The organism is Fructobacillus sp. EFB-N1 (assembly GCF_001038455.1).
GTDB classification, from domain to species: Bacteria; Bacillota; Bacilli; order Lactobacillales; family Lactobacillaceae; genus Fructobacillus; species Fructobacillus cardui.
Genome location: NZ_LDUY01000022.1, coordinates 45,650 through 65,659 on the forward strand (window position 1 = coordinate 45,650; position 20,010 = coordinate 65,659).

Sequence of the window (20,010 nt, forward strand, 5' to 3'; positions counted from 1 at the left end):
CTTAGGCTCCCTTCTTTTCCGTCAACTTGTTAATGAAGTTGTCAAAGATATATTCGGCGTCGTGTGGTCCTGGCGAAGCATCCGGATGGAATTGGACTGAAAATGCTTCCTTATCCTTCAACCGAACGCCTTCAACAGTTTCAGCATTAATTTCTTCGTGGGTTACTTCCAAATTCGTACCGGCCAATGAAGCCCGGTCAACGGCATAACCATGATTTTGTGAGGTGAAGTACTTCCGCTTGTGGTCCACATCCGTCACGGCGTGGTTAAAGCCACGGTAGCCAAACTTCATCTTGTAAGTCTTGGCACCGTTGGCAATGGCAAAGAGCTGGTGTCCCAAGCAAATCCCCATGATTGGATACTTATTTTGCAATTCGAGGATGGTCTTCGTTGCATAACCGTACTGAGTTGGATCACCAGGGCCGTTTGATAGCAAGACACCGTCGGGGTTGCTGGCTTCAATTACAGAAGCTGGCGTCGTGCCAGGGAAAACCGTTACCGTTGCGCCACGCTTTTGCAAGGCCTTCACGATTGAGCCCTTTAAACCAAAGTCCAACAAAGCAATCTTTGGTCCGCCCGCTTCACCAACGAAGGTTTCGATTTCTTCTTCCTTCTTGGCCCGGGCCAACAACAATGATGGGTAGTCCTGAGCAAAGAGGGCATCAATCTTTTCGTGATTTAATTCAGAGACCAAAACGGCAGGCATTGAACCATGGTCGCGAATTTCCTTGGCTAATTTCCGTGTGTCAACACCAGTCAATCCTGGCAAGTCTTCTTCCTTGGCAAAATCAGCAAGGGTCATCACAGAACGGAAGTTGGTAGGGCGGCGGGCCAGGTCCTTGACGATAATGGCATCAACGGCGGGTTCACTACCAGCCCCTTCGTTATCGTCTAAGTTAATGCCGTAATTACCAATCAAAGGATAAGTGAAGACCATTGTTTGGCCAAAATATGAGGGATCGGTCATCGTTTCTTGGTAACCAGTCATCCCGGTTGAAAAGACAACTTCCGTTAACAAATCTTTTTCGGAGCCGAAACGCTCACCGGCGTAAACTGATCCATTTTTCAATACTAAGTATCCTTGCATTGCCTTACTCCTTCTTTGCTTGATAGACCAAGTGGCCGTCGACCAAGGTCTTTAAGACCTTGCCGTAAACCTCTTGACCGGTAAAGGGGGTATTCTTCCCCTTTGATTCAAATTCTTCTGGGTTAATCTTGTACGGATGGATGAAATCCACCAGAGCGATGTCGGCGGCATCCCCAACTCGTAGTTCACCTGCAGATGCGAGATTAAAGACCTGCTTTGGTCGGCGAACCATCCAATCAAGGACAGTATCTAAGTCGACTAAGCCGCTTTTAACAAAGTGGGTATAAACCAGTGGCAAGGCCGTTTCCAGTCCCACAATGCCAAATGAGCAATCGTGCATGGAACCTGATTTTTCCTCTTCGCTGTGTGGCGCATGGTCGGTGGCAATCATATCAATCGTCCCATCCAAAAGCCCAGCGATTAGGGCTAATCGATCTTCCTTTGACCGCAATGGTGGGTTCATTTTGAACATTGGGTCATCGGTTTCAATCATGCTGTCATCCAAGAACAAGTGGTGTGGTGAAACTTCCGCTGTCACTGACAGGCCCATTTGCTTGGCCAAGCGAACCTGGGCAACAGATTCCTTGGTTGAGATATGGGCGATGTGGTACTTGACGCCGGTTGCCTGCGCCATCACCAGGTCGCGAGCTAACTGGGTTGATTCGGACAACCCTGTCATCCCGGGCAAGCCTAAGCGTTCAGCCTCCAATCCGGCATTCATTACCCCACCTTGGATTAAGGAATCATCTTCCAAGTGAGCTGAAATCACGCGGTCAGCCTGCTTAGCCGCCTTCATGGCTTCCAACATCGTTTGCGCATCTTGGACACCGTGGCCATCGTTTGAGAAGGCCATGGCACCAGCATCAGCCATTGCCTGTAAATCAGCTGCGCCCACGCCAACCAGGTCGGCAGATAGCGCACCAAATTGGGCAATCTTCACCAGACTATTTTCCTGATTTAACAAAACCTGTTGACGAACCTTCTCGGCAGTATCAACAACTGGTTTGACGTTTGGCATAGTCATCACCGTTGTGAAGCCCCCGTGAGCGGCTGCGTGAGAGCCTGTCTCGATGGTTTCCTTATAAGTTAAGCCTGGCTCACGGAAATGTACGTGGACATCAATCAAACCGGGAATGGCTGCGGCACCATGAGCATTAATTTCTTCGTCGGCTGGGACTTCAATTCCCCGGGCAATCTTTTCAATCTTGCCATCCACAATTAAGATGTCCTGGCAGCGCTTGTTAATTACTGCATGCTTGATTAATACTCTCATTTGTCAGCCTCCATTAAGCCGCGTGCCTGTAGGACCTTGGTAATCATCGCCATCCGGGCAAAAACCCCGTTACCCATCTGGGTGAAAATCCGTGATTTGTCGCCATCCACCAATTCGCTTGCAATTTCGACATTGCGGTTAACTGGGGCTGGATGCATGATAATGCTGTGTTCTGGTAACAACTTGGCTCTCTCTTGTGTTAAGCCAAACTGTTGATAATAATCAACGGCCGTAAAGGCGTCGCGGTTCGCTTCGTCGAAGCGCTCCAATTGCACCCGGAGCGTCATGACAACATCTAATTCCGGTAAAATTTCTTCCAGCGTGCCAAACGTTCCCAAATCATCAAAGTCATGACTGTACCAGGAATCAGGTCCGCCAAAGTAAAGCGTTGCGCCCAATGACTTTAAAATTTTAGCATCTGATTTTGCCACTCGTGAGTGAGCCAAATCACCAATAATACCAACCTTGAGGCCGTCAATTCGGCCAAATTCATTTTCAATCGTTAATAAATCTAAAAGAGTTTGTGATGGGTGAACACCAGCGCCGTCACCTGCGTTGAACAGACCCATCGTGACATAGGGGGTTTCAACTAGTTCTTGGTACCAACCAGTTTGGCCGTGGCGAATAACGGCAAAGTCAACACCGATTGCTTCTAGCGTTCGCAGCGTGTCCGACAGCGTTTCGCCTTTTTGAACGGAAGAAGTCGCCGGATTAACCTCAATTAAGTCAATCCCTAATTTCTTCTCCGCCATCTGAAAGGATGACTTGGTTCTTGTTGAATTCTCAAAGAAGAGGTTCACACCGTATACCGGACGTTTCAAAGCTGGTGCTTGTTTCCCGGCTTGATAGTCTTGGGCTAAGTCCAAAACTTCTTGTAATTGCGTTGTTGATAAATCTGCTAGGTCTAGGCAGTTGTTCCAATTCGTCATCTCAATGCCCCTTGATTTTCCCGCTGCAATTTTCCAATAAAAAACGCCCTAATCCTAAGATCAGAGCGTCAGTGGCGGTTGACTGGAATCGTTTAGCTTGCACTTTGTCCATTCTTGTCAGCCTTTTGTCAAGGTTAGCCAGGGTCTCGCCCAGGGGTCTGGAATTTCTTCCAACCATTACCTTGCTACTTGTCCACCTTAGCGACTCTCCGGTCGGCTTTAAAGGATTGCAACTTTTGTTTGCTTGTTAGTATTCTAGCACCTGTAAATGCCTTTGGCAAGCTTTTCTGACATAAAAAAGTGTGATGGCCAACTATTGTCTCTTGTCAAGAAAGCTAACAGTGACCACTGCTGATTTTTGCTCCAAACAATCCTCTTTCATCACCAATTTGAGTCAAAAAAAGTCACCACAATACAATAGTGTGGTGACTAACCATCATGCTTAGTTAAAGTTTGAATCATCATCCAAGAAAGTGTTCAACACTTCTTCGACCATGTTCCATTCTGCATCATCTTCAATCGGCAACAAATCTTCTTCCGTTGCTTCGCCATCTTCGGCTGGATTGAAAATGTATGCTTGCACATCAACCTCTTCATCTTCTTCGGCACCATCTGGGACGAGCAAGATATATGAACGGTCAAATTCCTCTGAATGGAAAGTAAACAAAACTTCGTATAAAGTTTCGTCGCCATTGTCGTCAATCAGGGTAATCTTGTCAATTTCTGGGTTTTGCTTAGCCATAAAAAAATCCTTTGTTATTGTTACGATTGCGCTAAAGTAAAAAACAGATTTACTTAGTCAACTTACCGTTAGCGTCCAAATAATTTTGCAAAATGAATTCTGCGGCAATCTTGTCGATAACCTTCTTACGCTTCTTCCGAGAAACATCCGCCTCTTCGATTAGCATCCGTTCCGCCTGAACCGTTGTTAGCCGTTCATCTTGAAAATCAGTAGGCAAGCTAAAACGGTCTTCAACCATTTTAGCGTACGCTCGCGCCGCTTCGGCACGAGGACCCTCGGTATTGTTCATGTTCTTAGGCAGACCTAAAACGACGCCTTTTGCGCCTGTTTCTTGGATAATTTCACCCAAGCGGTCTAAGCCAAAGACTTTTTCGTCCTCGTTGATGCGGATGATTTCCACCCCTTGTGCCGTCCACCCCATTGGGTCGGAAACGGCTACACCAACTGTTTTTGAGCCTACATCAAGTCCTAGTATCCGCATTACTTATTTAAATAGGCGTGTACGAGCTCCTCGATGATTTCATCGCGCTCGTGACGCTTAATTAAATTACGCGCGTCATGGAGTCGGGGAATATAAGCTGGGTCGCCAGACATTAAATACCCAACGATCTGATTGATTGGTTTGTAACCCTTTTCTTCCAAAGCGGCATAAACCAATACCATCGTTTCATGGATATCCTTTGGTGCCTGGTTACCGAAGTCAAAAATCGCAGTCTTATCGTTCACACTCATCGTACACACTCCTTTCTTCACAATTTTCACTTTTACTTGTCTTTAGTTTAACACGTTTCCAAGCAAAAAGCCGACTAAATTCCAAGCTGACCAATTTGCCAGTTGTCCTCCGTCGACCTTCTATCAAAGAATGTATTAAGCTTGACCAATGATTTTTTCGGCTTGGTCGAGGGCTTCAGCAATCTTGCTTTGGTCCTTTCCACCGGCTTGGGCCAAATCAGGCCGGCCACCGCCACCACCACCGACAGTTGGAGCAATGGCCTTGACCAGATCCCCTGCCTTAATGCCAGTCGCGTTGGCCGTCTTATCAGCACCAACCAACAAATTAACCTTGTCACCAATGGCAGCAGCCAAAACCAAGATATTTGACGCACCCTTGTCGCGCCAAACATCTGCCATTTGGCGCAAGCCACCGGCGTTATCGACCTTGACCTGAGCAATCACGGCCGTTAATTGACCAATTTGCTTTGGACTATTGAAGAGTTCGCCAGCCTGCAAGGCAGCTAATTGTGCCTGCATCGCCTCGATCTGCTGATTAGCGGTCTTCAAATCAGCTTGAACCTCTTCAATCTTGTCCTTCACGGCCAAAAGGTTTGGTACTTTCAAGCTCTTGGCAATGGCAGCAAGTGTCTGTTCCTCTGCTTCAAAGCGAGTTAAGGCCGGAATTGAAGTCAACGCTTCAATTCGACGAACACCCGCCCCGATACCGGATTCAGAAACAATCGTAAAGAGTCCCAACTCAGCCGTTGACTGGGCGTGAGTTCCGCCATCAAATTCCTGGTTATAGTCACCAATGGAAACCACTCGAACCGTATCACCGTACTTGTCATCAAAGACCGCCACGGCGCCAACCTTCTTGGCATCCTCAAGAGACATTTCTTCCCAAGTAACCGGCAAGTTTTTGGCAATTTGCTCGTTAACCTGGTCTTGAATCTGATTTAATGTTGCTTGGTCAACCGGACCTTCGTGATTAAAGTCAAAGCGCAAGTACTCAGGTTCCACCAAAGAACCAGCCTGGTGGACATCCCCACCAATCACATTCCGCAATGCCTGATCCAACATGTGAGTAGCCGTGTGATTCAACGACACAGCACGGTTGCGGTCCAAATCGATGGCCAAGTCAACCACCTGGTCGACCTTCACATCGGCCATAATTTGCGCCGTATGGATGTGTTGGCCATTTGGTCCATTTTGAACGTCGGTCACTTGGGCTAAGATATTATCATTTTCATCCTTAACCGTTCCAAAATCAGCAACTTGGCCACCCATTTCAGCATAGAATGGTGTCTTATCAAAGACCAACCAAGCTGTTTGGCCAGCATGAGCTTCTGTTGCTACTTGGGCCACGCCGTTTTCATCGTGAACCAAAACAGCAACAACCTTGGCACCAAGAACCGCCTTATCAGTCCAACCAACATAAATTGATTGGACCTTCAAGTCTGTTAAGGCAGCGTTTTGAACGCCCATGGCATTGTCGGTTGAACGAGCGGCGCGCGCACGATCACGCTGCTCTTGCAAAGCCTCTTGATAGCCGGCCAGATCAACTGACAGACCGGCATCTTCAGCCTGTTCTTCCGTTAATTCAACTGGGAAACCGTAGGTATCAGACAACTTAAAGGCATCTGCACCAGAAATTTCCTTTTGACCATTCTTCTTGGCTTCAGCAATCACTTCGTCCAAGAGTGACAAACCAGCCTTCAAAGTCTTGTTAAATCGCTTTTCTTCAGCCAAAATTGTCTTCTCAATCTCAGTCTGGTTGGCCTTCAACTCTGGATAGTAAGAATCCAATGTACTAATCACGGCTGGTACCAACTTCGTCAGGAATTCACCCTGAATGCCCAACTTTTGGCCGTGCAAAACAGCTCGACGAAGCAAGCGGCGGATAACGTAGCCACGACCTTCGTTACTTGGCTTAGCACCGTCAGCGATGGCAAATGAAATTGCTCGAATATGGTCAGCAATTACCTTAAAGGAAACGTTTTCGGCCGTATCCTTGGTTTCGTCGTACTTGGCACCATTAGCTAATTTTTCAGTTTCGTGAATAATTGGCAAGAACAAGTCCGTATCAAAGTTTGTCCGACCATTTTGGAAAACAGAAACCAATCGTTCAAGTCCCATTCCCGTATCAATGTTCTTATGTGGCAATTCTGGGTACGTACTGTTGTCCGTTAATCCAGGCAAGTGGTTAAACTGTGAGAAGACGATATTCCAGATTTCCAAGTAGCGTTCGTTTTCGCCTCCTGGATACATTTCGGGATCATCTGCTGGCAAATCAGCAAAGGCTTCACCACGATCATAGAAAATTTCAGAATCGGGACCTGAAGGGCCTTCACCGATATCCCAAAAGTTATCTTCGACTTCGTAGACGTGACCTGCTGGCAAATCAGTCTTTTCTTCCCAGATTTTGCGTGACTCTTGGTCCTTTGGATAAACCGTGACGTACAGCTTTTCCTTGTCCAAACCATACCATTCTGGTGAAGTTAAGAGTTCCCAAGCCCAAGGAATCACTTCTTCCTTGAAATAGTCTCCAATTGAGAAATTCCCCATCATTTCAAAAAGCGTATGGTGGCGGGCAGTCTTACCAACGTTTTCAATATCATTTGTTCGAATGGCCTTTTGCGCATTGGTCAATCGAGGCTTTGGTGGCACAACAGAGCCATCAAAGTACTTCTTTAAAGTGGCCACCCCAGAGTTAATCCACAATAGTGATGGATCGTTTTCTGGAACCAATGACTTGGCCGGTACCACCAAGTGGTCCTTACTGGCAAAAAAATCTAAGAACATTTGCCGAATTTCAGCTGATGATAATTCTTTCATGAGTTCTCCTTTGGTTTTCGGTTAAATAAAAAAAGACCAAAACAAAGAGCGGACGCGTGACCGTGGTACCACCGCTGTTTGTAATGATCTTTCCAATCTTTACCTTTAAGTCCTGATAACGCTAGGATGCGGCCGATTTCGGCATTTATCCTGGGAGCACGAACTTATGTTCCTAGTGTTTTCCATCAACCAACACCTTGCTAAAAGGAAGCTATAAGACCGCATATCCAGTTACTATAGATAATTATAGCACAATTTTTTCTTGGCGAAAGTCTCTTTACCAGCCAATTGCACGGTCTTTTGGCAATGGCTTCAAAGTTCCATTGTCAGCTTCCGTAAAGACCTGGTCAAACATTGCAAAGACCTGGTCAAGCTGTTCCTCTGTAATTACCAAAGGTGGCTGGAAACGCAAAATAAAGCCCCGAAGCGTGATCATAACGGCCCCTAAATCAAAGAGCCTGAAAATGATTTGGCTCGCCAATTGGGCGTCAGGCTGGCCATCCTTGTCAACGATATCAATGCCACCATCAAGACCGTAGATTCGTACATCGCCGAGGCAGGTATAATGTTGTTTAGCCTGATCAAAGTATTCTTGCACTCGATTGCCCAGCCGCTTTGATCGACCAACTAAGTCTTCTTCCTCTAAGACGTCCAAACCAGCCAAGGCAGCTGCGGCTGCCACCGGATTTCCCCCAGTCGTAAAGAGGTGGCCCGGTGCAGGCAAGGCATCCATGATTTCAGCCTTCCCAACGACGGCTGACAATGGCAAACCAGAGGCAATCGATTTTCCAATGGCTAGCAAATCAGGTACAATCCCGAAATGATCAATCGACCACATCGTGCCGGACCGGCCTAAGCCCTGGTTGACTTCATCAACTGCAAAAATAATGCCGTTTTCTCTGGTAAATTGATAAACCAAATCCATGTATTCTTGCGGCGCCTTGATGATGCCGCCGTCCCCCTGGATTGGTTCAATTAAGACCAGCGCCGTTTCATCCGCCGGCACATAACTCTCAAAAAGTTGCTTAAATTCAGCAAATTTACGCAAGGAGAAGCCATGCTCATTTTCTCCTGGCAATCGGTCATGGCTGTCCGGGAATGGTGCCTTATAAAAGCCAGGCATCAACGGACCAATTTTGCGGACCTGATTTAATGAAATCGCTGAAGCAATCGAGGCTGCATAGGTCGACCCGTGCATCGCACCGGTAAAGGTCACCACATTTGGCCGCCCTGTATAAGCTCTAGCAAACTTAATCATCGCCTCGTTGGCATCTGAACCCGAATTTCCTAAAGCAACTTTCTTGGTAAAGTCGCCTGGCGTTAATTGAGACAGCCGGTCCAAAAGCTTCGCCGTGGTCGTATTCGCGAAATAAGCTGGCGTATACAAAATCAGCTGTTCAGCCTGATCCTTAATAGCCTGAACCACTTTTGGATGGCAATGCCCAAAGTTAATGGCAGAAGCCGAGGCCAACAAATCAATATAGGTCTTCCCATCAGCATCTGTCACCGTCGCCCCAGAGCCCGATTGCACCACTAAATCAAAATACTTAATCCGGGCTGCTTCATTTCGGTTTTGATCCTCTTCGGCTAAAATATCTAAGTTTCTACTCATACCCAACCTCGTTTTCTCATTTGTTTTTAATCATTATACAATAAAAGCCCGGAAATTTCCGGGCTTTCAATAAAAAATATTGAGTAAAGTTGTGCTGATTTACTTGTGCAAACGTGAATGGCGTGAACCATAGAACATATAAACCAACAGGCCTAAGATAAACCAGAAGCCAGCATAAACACGAGCCTGGATATCCAATGACCAGAAGATATAGAAAGCACCCAAGGCACCCAAAGCAGGCAGAACTGGGTAAAGTGGCATCTTGAAGCCAGGTACTGGCAAGTCCTTTCCTTCACGTGGACGCAAGGCGTAAACCCCAACTGAAACCATGATAAAGGCAATCAACGTTCCGGCTGAGATCAAACCGGCCAATTCGTTGAATGAGAAGACAGAACCAACCAAAACGGCAATGACAGTCAAGACCAGCAAAGCGTTGTTTGGCAAACCTTTGCCGTTAACGTCACCCAAGAACTTTGGCAACAAACCATCACGGCCAAAGGCATAGAGCAAACGAGAACCAGCCAACATCATTCCGATAATGGCCGTAAACATACCAGCCAAGGCAACAACAGACAAAATGTTTGACACAAGTGGGTGTCCAGCCTTTTCCAAGGCCCAAGCAGCTGGCGCAGCATTGTTAGCATACTGGGTATAGTGGAACATTCCAACCATGACCAAGGCAACCGTCACGAACAAGACAGTGGCGATAATCAAAGAACCAATGATACCGCGAGGCATCGTCTTCTGTGGGTTCTTTGCTTCAGCAGAGTTGGCAGCAATCGAGTCAAAGCCAATATAGGCCAAGAAGATTTGTGAAGCTCCCGCTGAAATTCCTTGCCAACCACCAAAAGTTGTTCCCGGCCTATGAGCTGGAATAAAGTTAGCATAGTTTGAAGGGTGGATAGCAGTTGCACCAACAACGATAAAGAGTAAGATGACCAAGACCTTCAAGACAACCAAAGTATTTTCAACCTTAGCAGTCGTGTTCGTTCCCTTCCAAAGCAAAGTGGCCACAATCAAAACGGCCAAGAGTGAGAAAAGGTCAATCACTCCACCGTTTCCGGCAGCAAAAGAGCCATTCAAGGCCTTTGGCAATGACAAGCCAAAATTAGCTAGGAATTGGTGGAAGTTGGCTGACCAACCAGAAGCAACGAAAGCAACGGCGATAAAGTATTCAGCCAACAAGGCCCAACCGGCAATCCAACCGAAAACTTCACCAAAGACAACGTTGGCCCAAGAATAAACGGAACCGGCAAATGGCAAAGCAGAAGCAAACTCCGCATAAGCAAAGGCTGTCAAACCAGAAACGACCGCAGCAACCACGAAGGACAAGGTAACGGCTGCCCCCGCGTGGTTCGCTGCCACGATTCCTGGCAAGGTAAAGATGGCAGTTGAAACAATTGTTCCGACTCCCAAAGCCAACATTTCCTTCACACCCAGTGTCTTTTTCAGATGGGCATCACTTTGTTCGAACGCTGATGGATCAGCTCTCCTAAACCAAGAGCCCATCCCGCTTTTATCTGCCATAAGCATCTCCTACTTTCTTAATTTATAAACTATCAAAAATATTAGCATTTTCTAATTTAAATGTCAAATACTTTATTAATACTAGCTTTGTTGACTTTATGGCCTCTCATTTATCCCCTTGTAATCTAAAGAATTCCTTGCTGAATTAAAAAAAGAACCGGATTAACCGATTCTTTTTGTTTAAATCAATATTAAAGTTCAGGTTCTTCAACTTCAACCGTATCATTAATCTTCTTGGCGCGACGGAAATGCTTGGTAACCAAGCGTGATCCCGTTCCCCAGAAGTAGAAGGCCAAAGCAACGACAATAATCATCACGAAGTCCAATGGGTACTTCACAAGGCCGATTCCATTAAATTCGTGTGAACCAATATATGATTCAATTGACAAGGCAACCAAGTACCAAAGCAACCAGGAAGATCCCTTGATTTGCTGCTTAGCGCGGTCCATTGACCAGCCCTGCTTCCACTCGTAGAAGAAGTAAAATGGCAGCCCCAAGACAATAATCAAGATAACTTCAATTGTAGTTGGCCACATTGCCCAATAAGTCGCTAATGAAGCCAATACAAAGGCCAAAGGAGCCATGTATTTCATGCTCTTCGACTTAAATGGTCGATTGAAATCAGGCGCCATCTTCCGCAATGACATAACCGTAACTGGTCCCGTCAAATAAGCAATCAAGGTAGCAGTTGAAATCACAGCCGCCAAGGTTCCCCATGACCGGAAAACCGTGACCATAATCATTGACAAGATAGCATCCGTGACCATGGCCATTCGTGGAATACCGTACTTTTCGTTAATCTTACCCAAGTATTGTGGGATATGCTTATCGGAGGCCATCGCAGCCAAGACACGACCAGTTGAGGCCGCAAAGGAAACACCAGTTCCAAATGGTGAAACAAAGGCATCCGTATACAGCAAGATTGACAACCAGTTCAAGCCAAGTAAGATGGCCAAATCAGCAAATGGTGACTGGAAATCGATTCCGTGCCAACCAAATTTAGCAATCTCAGATGGTTCAATAGCCGTAATAAAGGTTGATTGAATCAAAATGTACAAGACCGCCGCGATTCCTAAAGAAATCACAATTCCGCGAGAAATATCTTTTGTTGGGTCCTTAACTTCTGAACCGAAGTTAATAATTGTTTGAAAGGCATTAAAAGAGAAGATAATACCAGAAACAGTTGTTGCCGCAAAGATTGGTGCTGTTCCATATGGCATGAACTGGTGAACAGTTGAGCCGTAGTTTCCTGGGTGGAAACTTGAAATGGTCAACATGGCAATCGTCAACAATGGTACCCCAATTTTTAAGAATGAGATTGCTGAAGTAAAGCGAGTCAACAAGGTCACCGACCAGTAGTTTAGCAACGTAAAAATCACGATGAAACCAAAGACAACGAGCAAACCTGGTGTCGTGATTTGACCATTACTTAAGAAATGGTGCGTCCAGTTTGCCCACTTCCAAGGCCAAGTTGACATATATTGAACGGCCGCCACCGCTTCGATTGGAATCAAAGTAATCAGTGATACCCAGTTCGCCCATGAAGCAATAAAGCCTAAGAGTGAACCGTGGGTATACTGAGCAAATTTTGACATTCCACCCGACTGCGGAAACATCGTTCCCAATTCAATATAGGTGTAAGCAATCACGCCAATCACGGCCGCTCCAATCACCCATGAGATAATGGCGGCCGGCCCAGCAACACGAGTTGCCTCCCAAGAACCAAACAGCCAACCAGAACCAATCAATGATCCTAGTCCCAAAAGAACAAGTTGTAATAAACCAATTTTATGAGATTTCATAATATCCTTCCATCACATTTATCGAAGTGACCACTTACATGTGAATCACCAATGGTCACTATTGTACCAGAACGATTACAAATTGCAACTCTATTATACAAAAAAACTGTTGGTTGTTAATACCAACAGTTTTTTTTGCACTGATTTAAACAAAAAGTGCCGTAATAATTAAGATAACAATCAAACCAGTTACGGAAATAACTGTTTCCAAAACCGTCCAGATTTGGAAGGTTTGCTTAACCGTCAAATCGAAGTATTCCTTAAAGATCCAGAATCCAGCATCGTTAACGTGTGAAGCAATCAATGAACCTGCACCAATGGCCAAGGCAACCAAGACGAGTAACAAGTCACCGTGTGGGTTAGCAGCTAAGATACCGTTCACGACACCAACAGCCGTGATACCAGCAACCGTGGCTGAACCAACGGCAATTCGAAGCAATGAGGCCACTGCCCAAGCAAACAAAACAATCGTGATAGGAGACATTGAACCTGATGATTGGAACAAGTGAGCGATTTGGTTTGACATACCTGATGTCACCAAAACACCACGCAAGGCACCACCACCACCAACAATCAACAAGATGCCGGCCACAGAGTTCAAGCCTTCAGTCAATGAAGCTTCAACATCCTTCATTGAACGCTTTTGACCAGGTCCCATCGCGAAGACAGCAAAGATCAAAGAAATCGTCATCGCAACAGCTGGGTTAGCCAAGAAATCAATTACTCGGTAAACCATGTCGGGATTAGCTGGGGCCTTTCCACCTGAAACCACCAGCTTATAAACAGTGGCGATAATCATAAAGATCAATGGGAAGACAGAAGTCAAAACTGACAAAGCAAAGCTTGGTGACTTATCCAAGTCATATTCCTTCACTTCACCAACTGCTTCGATATGTTCCTTGAATTGGAAGGCATCAGGAGCAAACTTCTGTGCCAACTTTGTATAAACAGGACCGGCAACAACGGCCGTGATGATTGAAACAACCAAACCAACAATCAACATCAAACCAACGTTTGCGCCCAATTGTGAGGCAACAGCAGTTGGAGCTGGTTGTGGAGGCAAGAAACCTTGTGCAGATGACAAGGCAGCCGTCATTGAAATCCCCAAGTAAAGCAATGGGACACCCGCTTCAATGGCAACAGCAAAGACGATTGGAATCAACAAAACCATGCCGACTCCGAAAATCATTGAAATTCCAATGATAAAGGAAGCTAACAGAACGGCCCATTGCAAACGCTTCAAACCGAACCAAGCAATCAAGGTCTTAGCAATTCGATAAGAGCCACCAGCATCAGCAACCAAACGACCAATCATCCCACCAAAGATGAAGATAACGGCGTTTGAGCCCAAGATGTTTCCCATTCCTTGAGCGCCCAAAACGGCGTCCGGAATCTTTGACGGATTCATGCCCAACAAAAGGGCCAAAACGAAGGCCGTGATGACCAACGATACAAAGGTGTTCAACTTAAACTTGGTGATTAAAACCAGCAAGAGTAAGATGGACACGAATAACATAACAAATTCCATTTATCCATATGAAAGCCAGTTGGCTTTCTACTCCTATTATCTCTGCGCCTTACTTCATGTGCTTACGCTGGAAGTCGGCAATGTTATCATATTCAGTTTGCAATTGGCGTGACAAGCGAATAAAGATTGGTGCCAATTCCCGGTACGCTTCGAAGTTTTCTGGATCTGGTTGATAAGTGTTTGACTTACCAACATACTTCGAGATTTCATACAAATCATCAATTTGACCCAAGGCCTTTTGAGCAACAACAACAGCTGCCAACGCCCCTGATTCAAAGGCTTGTGGCACTGTTACAGGTTGTTCAAAGATATCAGCAAACATTTGTCGCCACAAAGGTGAGCGAGCAAAACCACCAGTTGCTTGGATGGACTTCAATGAACCAACAACTTCTTCCAAGGCCAAGGAAACCATATAGACGTTAAAGGTAATTCCTTCCAGAACGGCACGAATCATGTTTGCACGAGTATGTGAATGGTTCAAACCGAAAAATGAACCACGAGCGTTTGCATCCCAAATTGGTGCTCGTTCACCACCCAAATATGGATGGAAGAGCAGGCCATCTGAACCAGCAGGAATCTTCGATGCCACTTCAGTCATCAAGTCATAAGCATCTTGCCCAAGCAATGCAGCCGTTGACTTCTCGGCATCAAAGAGGTTGTCGCGGGCCCAACGGAAGACATCGCCACCGTTGTTCACTGGTCCACCAACAACCCAGTGATCCTTATCCAAGGCATAAGTAAATGTCCGGCCCTTTGGATCGATAACAGGCTTGTCAGAAACGACACGGATGGCACCAGAAGTTCCAATCGTAATCGCTGCGACACCAGGTTGAACGGCATCAACACCAAGGTTTGACAATGGGCCGTCACCAGCACCATAAACAAATGGTGTATCAGCAGGCAAACCAAGAACCGTTGCGTAGTCGCTCTTCATCTTGGTTTCATATTCATATGGTGAGACAGGTTCAGGCAACTGGTCCTTTGACAAACCAGTGACTGACAAAGCTTGTTCATCCCAATCCAAGTTAAAGATGTTGAACAAACCAGTTCCTGAGGCAATTGAAATATCCATCTTGTTTGCACCGAACAAACGGAAGAACAAATATTCCTTAATTCCCAAGTAATGAGCAGCGTTGTTGTAAATATCTGGCTGGTCATTCTTCAACCAAAGCAACTTTGACAAAGGTGCCATTGGATGAATTGGCGTTCCGGTCTTTTGGTAGATTTCCATCCCCTGACCAGATTCCTTCAATTCATCAGCATACTTAACCGCACGAGTGTCGGCCCAAGTAATCACACGTGTCAGTGGCTTCCAATCCTTATCAAAAGCAATCAATGAGTGCATTGCTGATGAAAAAGAAACAGCTGCAACCTTGTTTCCTTCGCTCAATTTGGCCTTACGAACGACGGCAGCTAAAGCATTGGTGAAAGCAACAAAGATTTCATCTAAGTCTTCTTCCGCCATATCTGTTTGGTCCCGGTATAAAGGATAACCAACGTTCGATTGGGCCACCACTTGGTTTTGATCATCGAACAAAACGGCCTTGGTCGAGGTCGTTCCTAAGTCGATACCAATCATATAATCCATGATTATTTCTCCATCACAATTCCAGAAAAAAGGCCACACGGCCTTTTTTCTGATAAATTAGCTTAATCTAGAATAGCAAAACGCTTGATAGAATAGGCTTTTCAAAGAAAAAGCCCCCAAGTAACGGGAGCAAGTTTCAAAACAAATCTTAAATTACTTAGCAGCGTCCATTGCGTGTCCACCAAAGCCGTTACGCAATGCTGAAACAACCTTTCCAGTGAACGTGTCTTCTTGCAATGAGCGGTAACGCATTGCAAGTGACAAGTAGATAACTGGGGCTGGAACTTCCAAGTCAAGTGATTCTTCAACTGTCCACTTTCCTTCACCAGATGAGTGCATCCGTCCAGAAATCTTTGACAACTTTGGATCCTTGGCAAATTGTTCTTCGGCTAATTCCATCAACCATGAACGAACAACTGAACCGTGGTTCCACAACTTTGCGACTGCTTCGTAGTCGTAATCGAATTGTGAAGCTTCCAATACTTCGAAACCTTCGGCGATGGCTTGCATCATACCGTATTCGATTCCGTTGTGAACCATCTTCAAGTAGTGACCTGATCCCAAACGACCAGTGTACAAGTAACCATCTTCCAAAGCGATTGAAGCAAACAATGGTTCGATTGTCTTCCATGCTTCGGCGTCATCGCCACCAATCATGAAGTTTCCACCATTACGAGCACCTGACATTCCACCAGAAGTACCAGCATCGAAGAACTTCAAACCAGCTGCAGTGGTGCGCTTGTTTTGTTCCAAGTTGTCCTTGTAGTTTGAGTTTCCACCATCAATGATGATGTCGCCCTTATCCATCTTTTCAATCAAAGTATCGATTGTTGAGTTTGTTGGAACACCAGCTGGTACCATTACCCAAACAACCTTTGGTGATGGCAACTTAGCCAACATGTCATCGATTGTGCTTGCGCCTTCAACCTTGTCTGAGTAGGCATCTGCTTCTGCAACAAAATCCTTGTTCAAGTCGAATGCAACAACTTCGTGACCATTGTCAACGGCGTTCTTAACCAAGTTAAGACCCATCTTACCAAGGCCGATCATGGCAAACTTCATGTGTATTACCTCTTTTTTGAATTCTTCTATTAAACTACAAATTCTATTATATGAAAATTATTTACATGATGCAAGCGATAATTGAAAATGAATTTCAATTTCGGTATAGTATTTATATTCTTAAGTTCTTCAATAATAAAGAGAGACAACTATGTCAAATTCAATTTTTGTTAAACTCGGACAAAATCCGGCCGGTTATAATCAGACCGAAAGTAAACTGATTACTTATATTAAGGCCAAACCCGCCGAAGCCGCAACCGGCACCATCCGTGAAATGGCTGAAGAAACTGGCGTATCGACCGCTTCCATCTCACGCTTTGTTAAAAAAATCGGTTTCGCCTCCTATCGCGACTTTTCGGTGGCCCTCGCCTCTTATAATCAACGAAAGCCGCCCGTTGACTTGTTTGGTGAAATTGAGGATGCTGATGACACCGCCGCCATTACAAAAAAAGTTTTTGCCGGTGCCCAAAACGCCCTTTCAATGACCATCGATAACCTATCCGCCGAAAAATTAGACCAAGCGGTGAAATGGCTGACTTCGGCGAAGCGAGTTGGATTCTTTGGAATTGGTGGTTCTTCGATTGCCGCCTTTGATGCCTACCATAAATTCTTACGTACCCCAATCGATGTCATTTCTCATCCCGATTACGATATCCAATTGATGCAAGCCGTCAAGTTAACGCCACAAGACACCGCCGTCGTGATTTCCCACTCCGGTCGCAACGAAGATACCCTCTTTGTTGCCCAAAAGTTAAAGGACAACCAAGTTCCCTTTATCGCGATTACTTCCTTCGCCGATTCTCCTTTGGCCAAGATGGCTGATTTAGTCTTCTTGTCCTTAGCTGAAGAAATTAACTTCCGGTCAGAATCGATGTCTTCTTTGGTCGCCCAGTTAACCATTATCGACACGCTCTTCACCCTTGCAGGCTCAAAGCTCCCAACACAAACGCAACACGTCGTCGATACCATGCGCGATGTGATTGAGAGCACCCGCCTCCATTAACCACTATTTCGGACCTTTGCTTAAAAATCAGCATTAGTCAACAAAAAAAACGCACTGTTAATCAACAGTGCGTTTTTACGTGCTATTCTTGTTCTTCTTTTTCAACCATGGCAATTGCCTGGTTCATCAACATATCGATGGCCACAAAGTTTTCTCCACCTTCTGGTACGATAATGTCTGCATAACGCTTTGTGGGTTCAACGAATTGATTGTGCATTGGCTTAACGGTTGCCAAATATTGCTCAATCACTCCTTCAACCGTCCGGCCACGCTCATGCGTGTCGCGTTGGAGACGACGGATAAAGCGAATATCATCGTCAGTGTCAACAAACACCTTCAAATCAAGCAAGTGGCGAACACGCGCATCGTTGAAAAGCAAAACCCCATCAACAATAATCACATCAGCCGGCTCAATATGAACCGTTTCGCTTGATCGTGTATGTTGTGCATAATCATAAACCGGAATATCAATTGCCTGGTAGTCAATCAACTTTTCCAAATCAGCGACGAATCGATCAGTTTCAATCGAATCCGGATGATCATAGTTCGTCTTAACCCGCTCAGACATTGGCTTGCCCGACTGGTCCTTATAGTAAACGTCTTGCTGCAACAAAACTGGCTGGTTTGCACTTAAACGAGTGATTAACGCCTTGGAAACGGTGGTCTTACCAGAACCAGACCCACCTGTAATACCAATTAGTAACGGTTTCTTTGCCAAAATTGCCTCCAAGGGGCTAAAAAGCCCACTCAATTATTTTTTCTTATCTAACCTATTTTACGTGATAACGGCCCTAAAAGCTAGTATCATTTTGTTTCAAAAAAGAAAATCGCGACATAAAAAGCCCGAAATTTGTCTGTCAAATTTCGAGCTTCAAATCAAAGCAATTTCCTTTGCTGATTTTTAATCTTGCTTTTGGACGCGAATTCGACTGGCCAATAAGTAACCAGATAACGGAATCAAGATAAACCAAGCAGCCGTGTGATTCAAAGCAGCCCCATAGGAGGTCGACTTGATAAACACACCAATCAAGATACTGGCAACCAAAATCGATGTCGCCCCAATCACCTGGCGCATAGTCGTAATGATGGCTGTACCGTGAGAAACCAAGTGTTTAGGCAAAGCATTGTTGGCAGCCGTAACTGCTGGCATCATGATGAAGGCATTCCCACCTTCCAGAAGCATGGCGCCAATGATGGCCAGCAACAGGTACTTTGTTCCAAAGACAGCTAAGTCTACATAACCCAAAACCATCATGGTTGAACCGAGCAAAACCAATGGGCGCAAGCCAATCTTCTCAAGCAGCCGACCAGCACGTGGGTTCATGGAAGACAAAAAGACGGCCGCCGGAATCATCAACAGACCTGAAATAACCGGTACCAAATGATAAACCTTTTGGAAGTACAATGGCATCAAAACTGTCGCGGTAATTAAGCCAGAATAAGACATTCCCGTTAATAGCATGGCGGGCAAATAACCCTGGTACTTGAAAACCCGCAAATCCAAAAATGGTGTCTCTTCCTTCAACTGGCGAACGACAAAGGTCAACAAGAAAATGACGGAAAACAGCAAAATCAGTCCCAGCGGCCAATTCCAACCAGTAGCGGGTAAGACTGAAATCGTATAAAGAATACCGGCAAAGCCAATCAGAAGAAAAGCAGACATAAAGTCAAAGTTACGTGGCTCTAATTTGTGCGTATTTTCAATCTTGGACTGCATGGTGATAATCAAGACGAGCAAGACGATAAAGAATAGGCCGAACAAAATCCGCCATGATCCCCATTGCAGAACAATCCCGGAAACGATTGGACCAACAGCCAATGCCGAACCCATTACCAGACCAACGGTCCCCATTGCCACACCACGGTCATCCTTTGGTGTATTTTCCAAAATTACCGCCTGGTAAGTTGGAAAGAGTGCCCCAACAGCCACTCCTTCTAACAAGCGGCCAATCACAACACCAAGAAAGTTTGGCGTGACCATCGCATACAACGTTCCAACAAGAAAGACACCGACAATCAAATTCAATAACTTTTTCAATGGAATGTTGTCTAACAGCCAGGGTGACAAAGGCATCACTAAGGTCATAGCGACCATAAAGCCAGAGGTCACCCACTGCACGTTAGCAGCATTAATTCCAAACTGCTTCATTAAAATTGGATAGGCTGTCGTCATCGTGGACTGAGAGATTGACATCGTAAAGGATGTCAATAACAAGACCAACGAAAATAGCGATAAGCGCTTCATATTTTTCAAGGAAATTTCCCCCTTTGTTGATTATCCCTTTATTCTATAGAAAAAATTCAAAAA

Annotated in this window: 16 protein-coding genes; 1 reads left to right on the top strand and 15 read right to left on the bottom strand. The window is 45.4% G+C overall.

Features of this window, described 5'->3' with window-relative positions:
• Position 1: 1 nt before the first annotated feature.
• The 13 genes from FEFB_RS05810 to gnd form a co-directional block, all read right to left on the bottom strand.
• The gene (locus FEFB_RS05810) at positions 2 to 1,087 is read right to left on the bottom strand and encodes a carbamoyl phosphate synthase small subunit (protein ID WP_047975297.1); all 1,086 of its coding nucleotides are present in this window, start codon (positions 1,085 to 1,087) and stop codon (positions 2 to 4) included.
• Between the two features lie 4 nt (positions 1,088 to 1,091).
• Entirely contained in the window at positions 1,092 to 2,360 is a 1,269-nt protein-coding gene (locus FEFB_RS05815; protein WP_047975298.1) for a dihydroorotase, read from the bottom strand.
• Entirely contained in the window at positions 2,357 to 3,289 is a 933-nt protein-coding gene (locus FEFB_RS05820) for an aspartate carbamoyltransferase catalytic subunit (RefSeq protein ID WP_047975299.1), read from the bottom strand. The genes FEFB_RS05815 and FEFB_RS05820 overlap by 4 nt, the downstream gene beginning before the upstream one ends.
• A gap of 442 nt (positions 3,290 to 3,731) precedes the next feature.
• Complete coding sequence (locus FEFB_RS05825) at positions 3,732 to 4,031, bottom strand: DUF1292 domain-containing protein (RefSeq protein WP_047975300.1); 300 nt, start codon at positions 4,029 to 4,031, stop codon at positions 3,732 to 3,734.
• A gap of 49 nt (positions 4,032 to 4,080) precedes the next feature.
• Positions 4,081 to 4,512: a Holliday junction resolvase RuvX gene (gene ruvX / locus FEFB_RS05830; protein ID WP_047975301.1), complete on the bottom strand. Its 432-nt coding sequence runs from the start codon at positions 4,510 to 4,512 to the stop codon at positions 4,081 to 4,083.
• Positions 4,512 to 4,763 carry an IreB family regulatory phosphoprotein gene (locus tag FEFB_RS05835; RefSeq protein ID WP_047975302.1) on the bottom strand — a complete coding sequence of 84 codons (252 nt, stop codon included), beginning with the start codon at positions 4,761 to 4,763 and terminating at the stop codon, positions 4,512 to 4,514. Before FEFB_RS05835 ends, ruvX begins: the two co-directional genes overlap by 1 nt.
• A gap of 135 nt (positions 4,764 to 4,898) precedes the next feature.
• Positions 4,899 to 7,580 carry an alanine--tRNA ligase gene (gene alaS, locus FEFB_RS05840; protein ID WP_047975303.1) on the bottom strand — a complete coding sequence of 894 codons (2,682 nt, stop codon included), beginning with the start codon at positions 7,578 to 7,580 and terminating at the stop codon, positions 4,899 to 4,901.
• A gap of 277 nt (positions 7,581 to 7,857) precedes the next feature.
• Positions 7,858 to 9,192, bottom strand: coding sequence for an aspartate aminotransferase family protein (locus FEFB_RS05845; RefSeq protein WP_047975304.1), 1,335 nt, complete (start codon positions 9,190 to 9,192; stop codon positions 7,858 to 7,860).
• Between the two features lie 99 nt (positions 9,193 to 9,291).
• Entirely contained in the window at positions 9,292 to 10,719 is a 1,428-nt protein-coding gene (locus FEFB_RS05850; RefSeq protein ID WP_047975305.1) for an APC family permease, read from the bottom strand.
• Between the two features lie 191 nt (positions 10,720 to 10,910).
• Positions 10,911 to 12,521, bottom strand: a complete 1,611-nt coding sequence (locus tag FEFB_RS05855) for an APC family permease (RefSeq protein ID WP_047975306.1) — start codon at positions 12,519 to 12,521, stop codon at positions 10,911 to 10,913.
• A 145-nt stretch (positions 12,522 to 12,666) separates the two neighbouring features.
• Positions 12,667 to 14,049 (bottom strand): gluconate:H+ symporter, encoded by a 1,383-nt coding sequence (locus tag FEFB_RS05860; protein WP_047975307.1) that lies wholly within the window; start codon positions 14,047 to 14,049, stop codon positions 12,667 to 12,669.
• A gap of 49 nt (positions 14,050 to 14,098) precedes the next feature.
• A complete protein-coding gene (gene gntK, locus FEFB_RS05865; protein WP_047975308.1) occupies positions 14,099 to 15,637 on the bottom strand; it encodes a gluconokinase in 1,539 nt (512 codons plus the stop codon).
• A 153-nt stretch (positions 15,638 to 15,790) separates the two neighbouring features.
• Positions 15,791 to 16,699 (bottom strand): phosphogluconate dehydrogenase (NAD(+)-dependent, decarboxylating), encoded by a 909-nt coding sequence (gnd, locus tag FEFB_RS05870; protein ID WP_047975309.1) that lies wholly within the window; start codon positions 16,697 to 16,699, stop codon positions 15,791 to 15,793.
• 151 nt (positions 16,700 to 16,850) lie between these two features.
• On the opposite strand from gnd, the gene FEFB_RS05875 reads away from it, so the two are divergent.
• The gene (locus FEFB_RS05875; RefSeq protein WP_047975310.1) at positions 16,851 to 17,702 is read left to right on the top strand and encodes a MurR/RpiR family transcriptional regulator; all 852 of its coding nucleotides are present in this window, start codon (positions 16,851 to 16,853) and stop codon (positions 17,700 to 17,702) included.
• 82 nt (positions 17,703 to 17,784) lie between these two features.
• On the opposite strand, the gene udk is transcribed toward FEFB_RS05875, so the two are convergent.
• The gene (gene udk, locus FEFB_RS05880; protein ID WP_047975311.1) at positions 17,785 to 18,420 is read right to left on the bottom strand and encodes a uridine kinase; all 636 of its coding nucleotides are present in this window, start codon (positions 18,418 to 18,420) and stop codon (positions 17,785 to 17,787) included.
• Positions 18,421 to 18,603: 183 nt separating this feature from the next.
• Complete coding sequence (locus FEFB_RS05885; protein ID WP_047975312.1) at positions 18,604 to 19,947, bottom strand: MFS transporter; 1,344 nt, start codon at positions 19,945 to 19,947, stop codon at positions 18,604 to 18,606.
• Positions 19,948 to 20,010 lie beyond the last annotated feature (63 nt).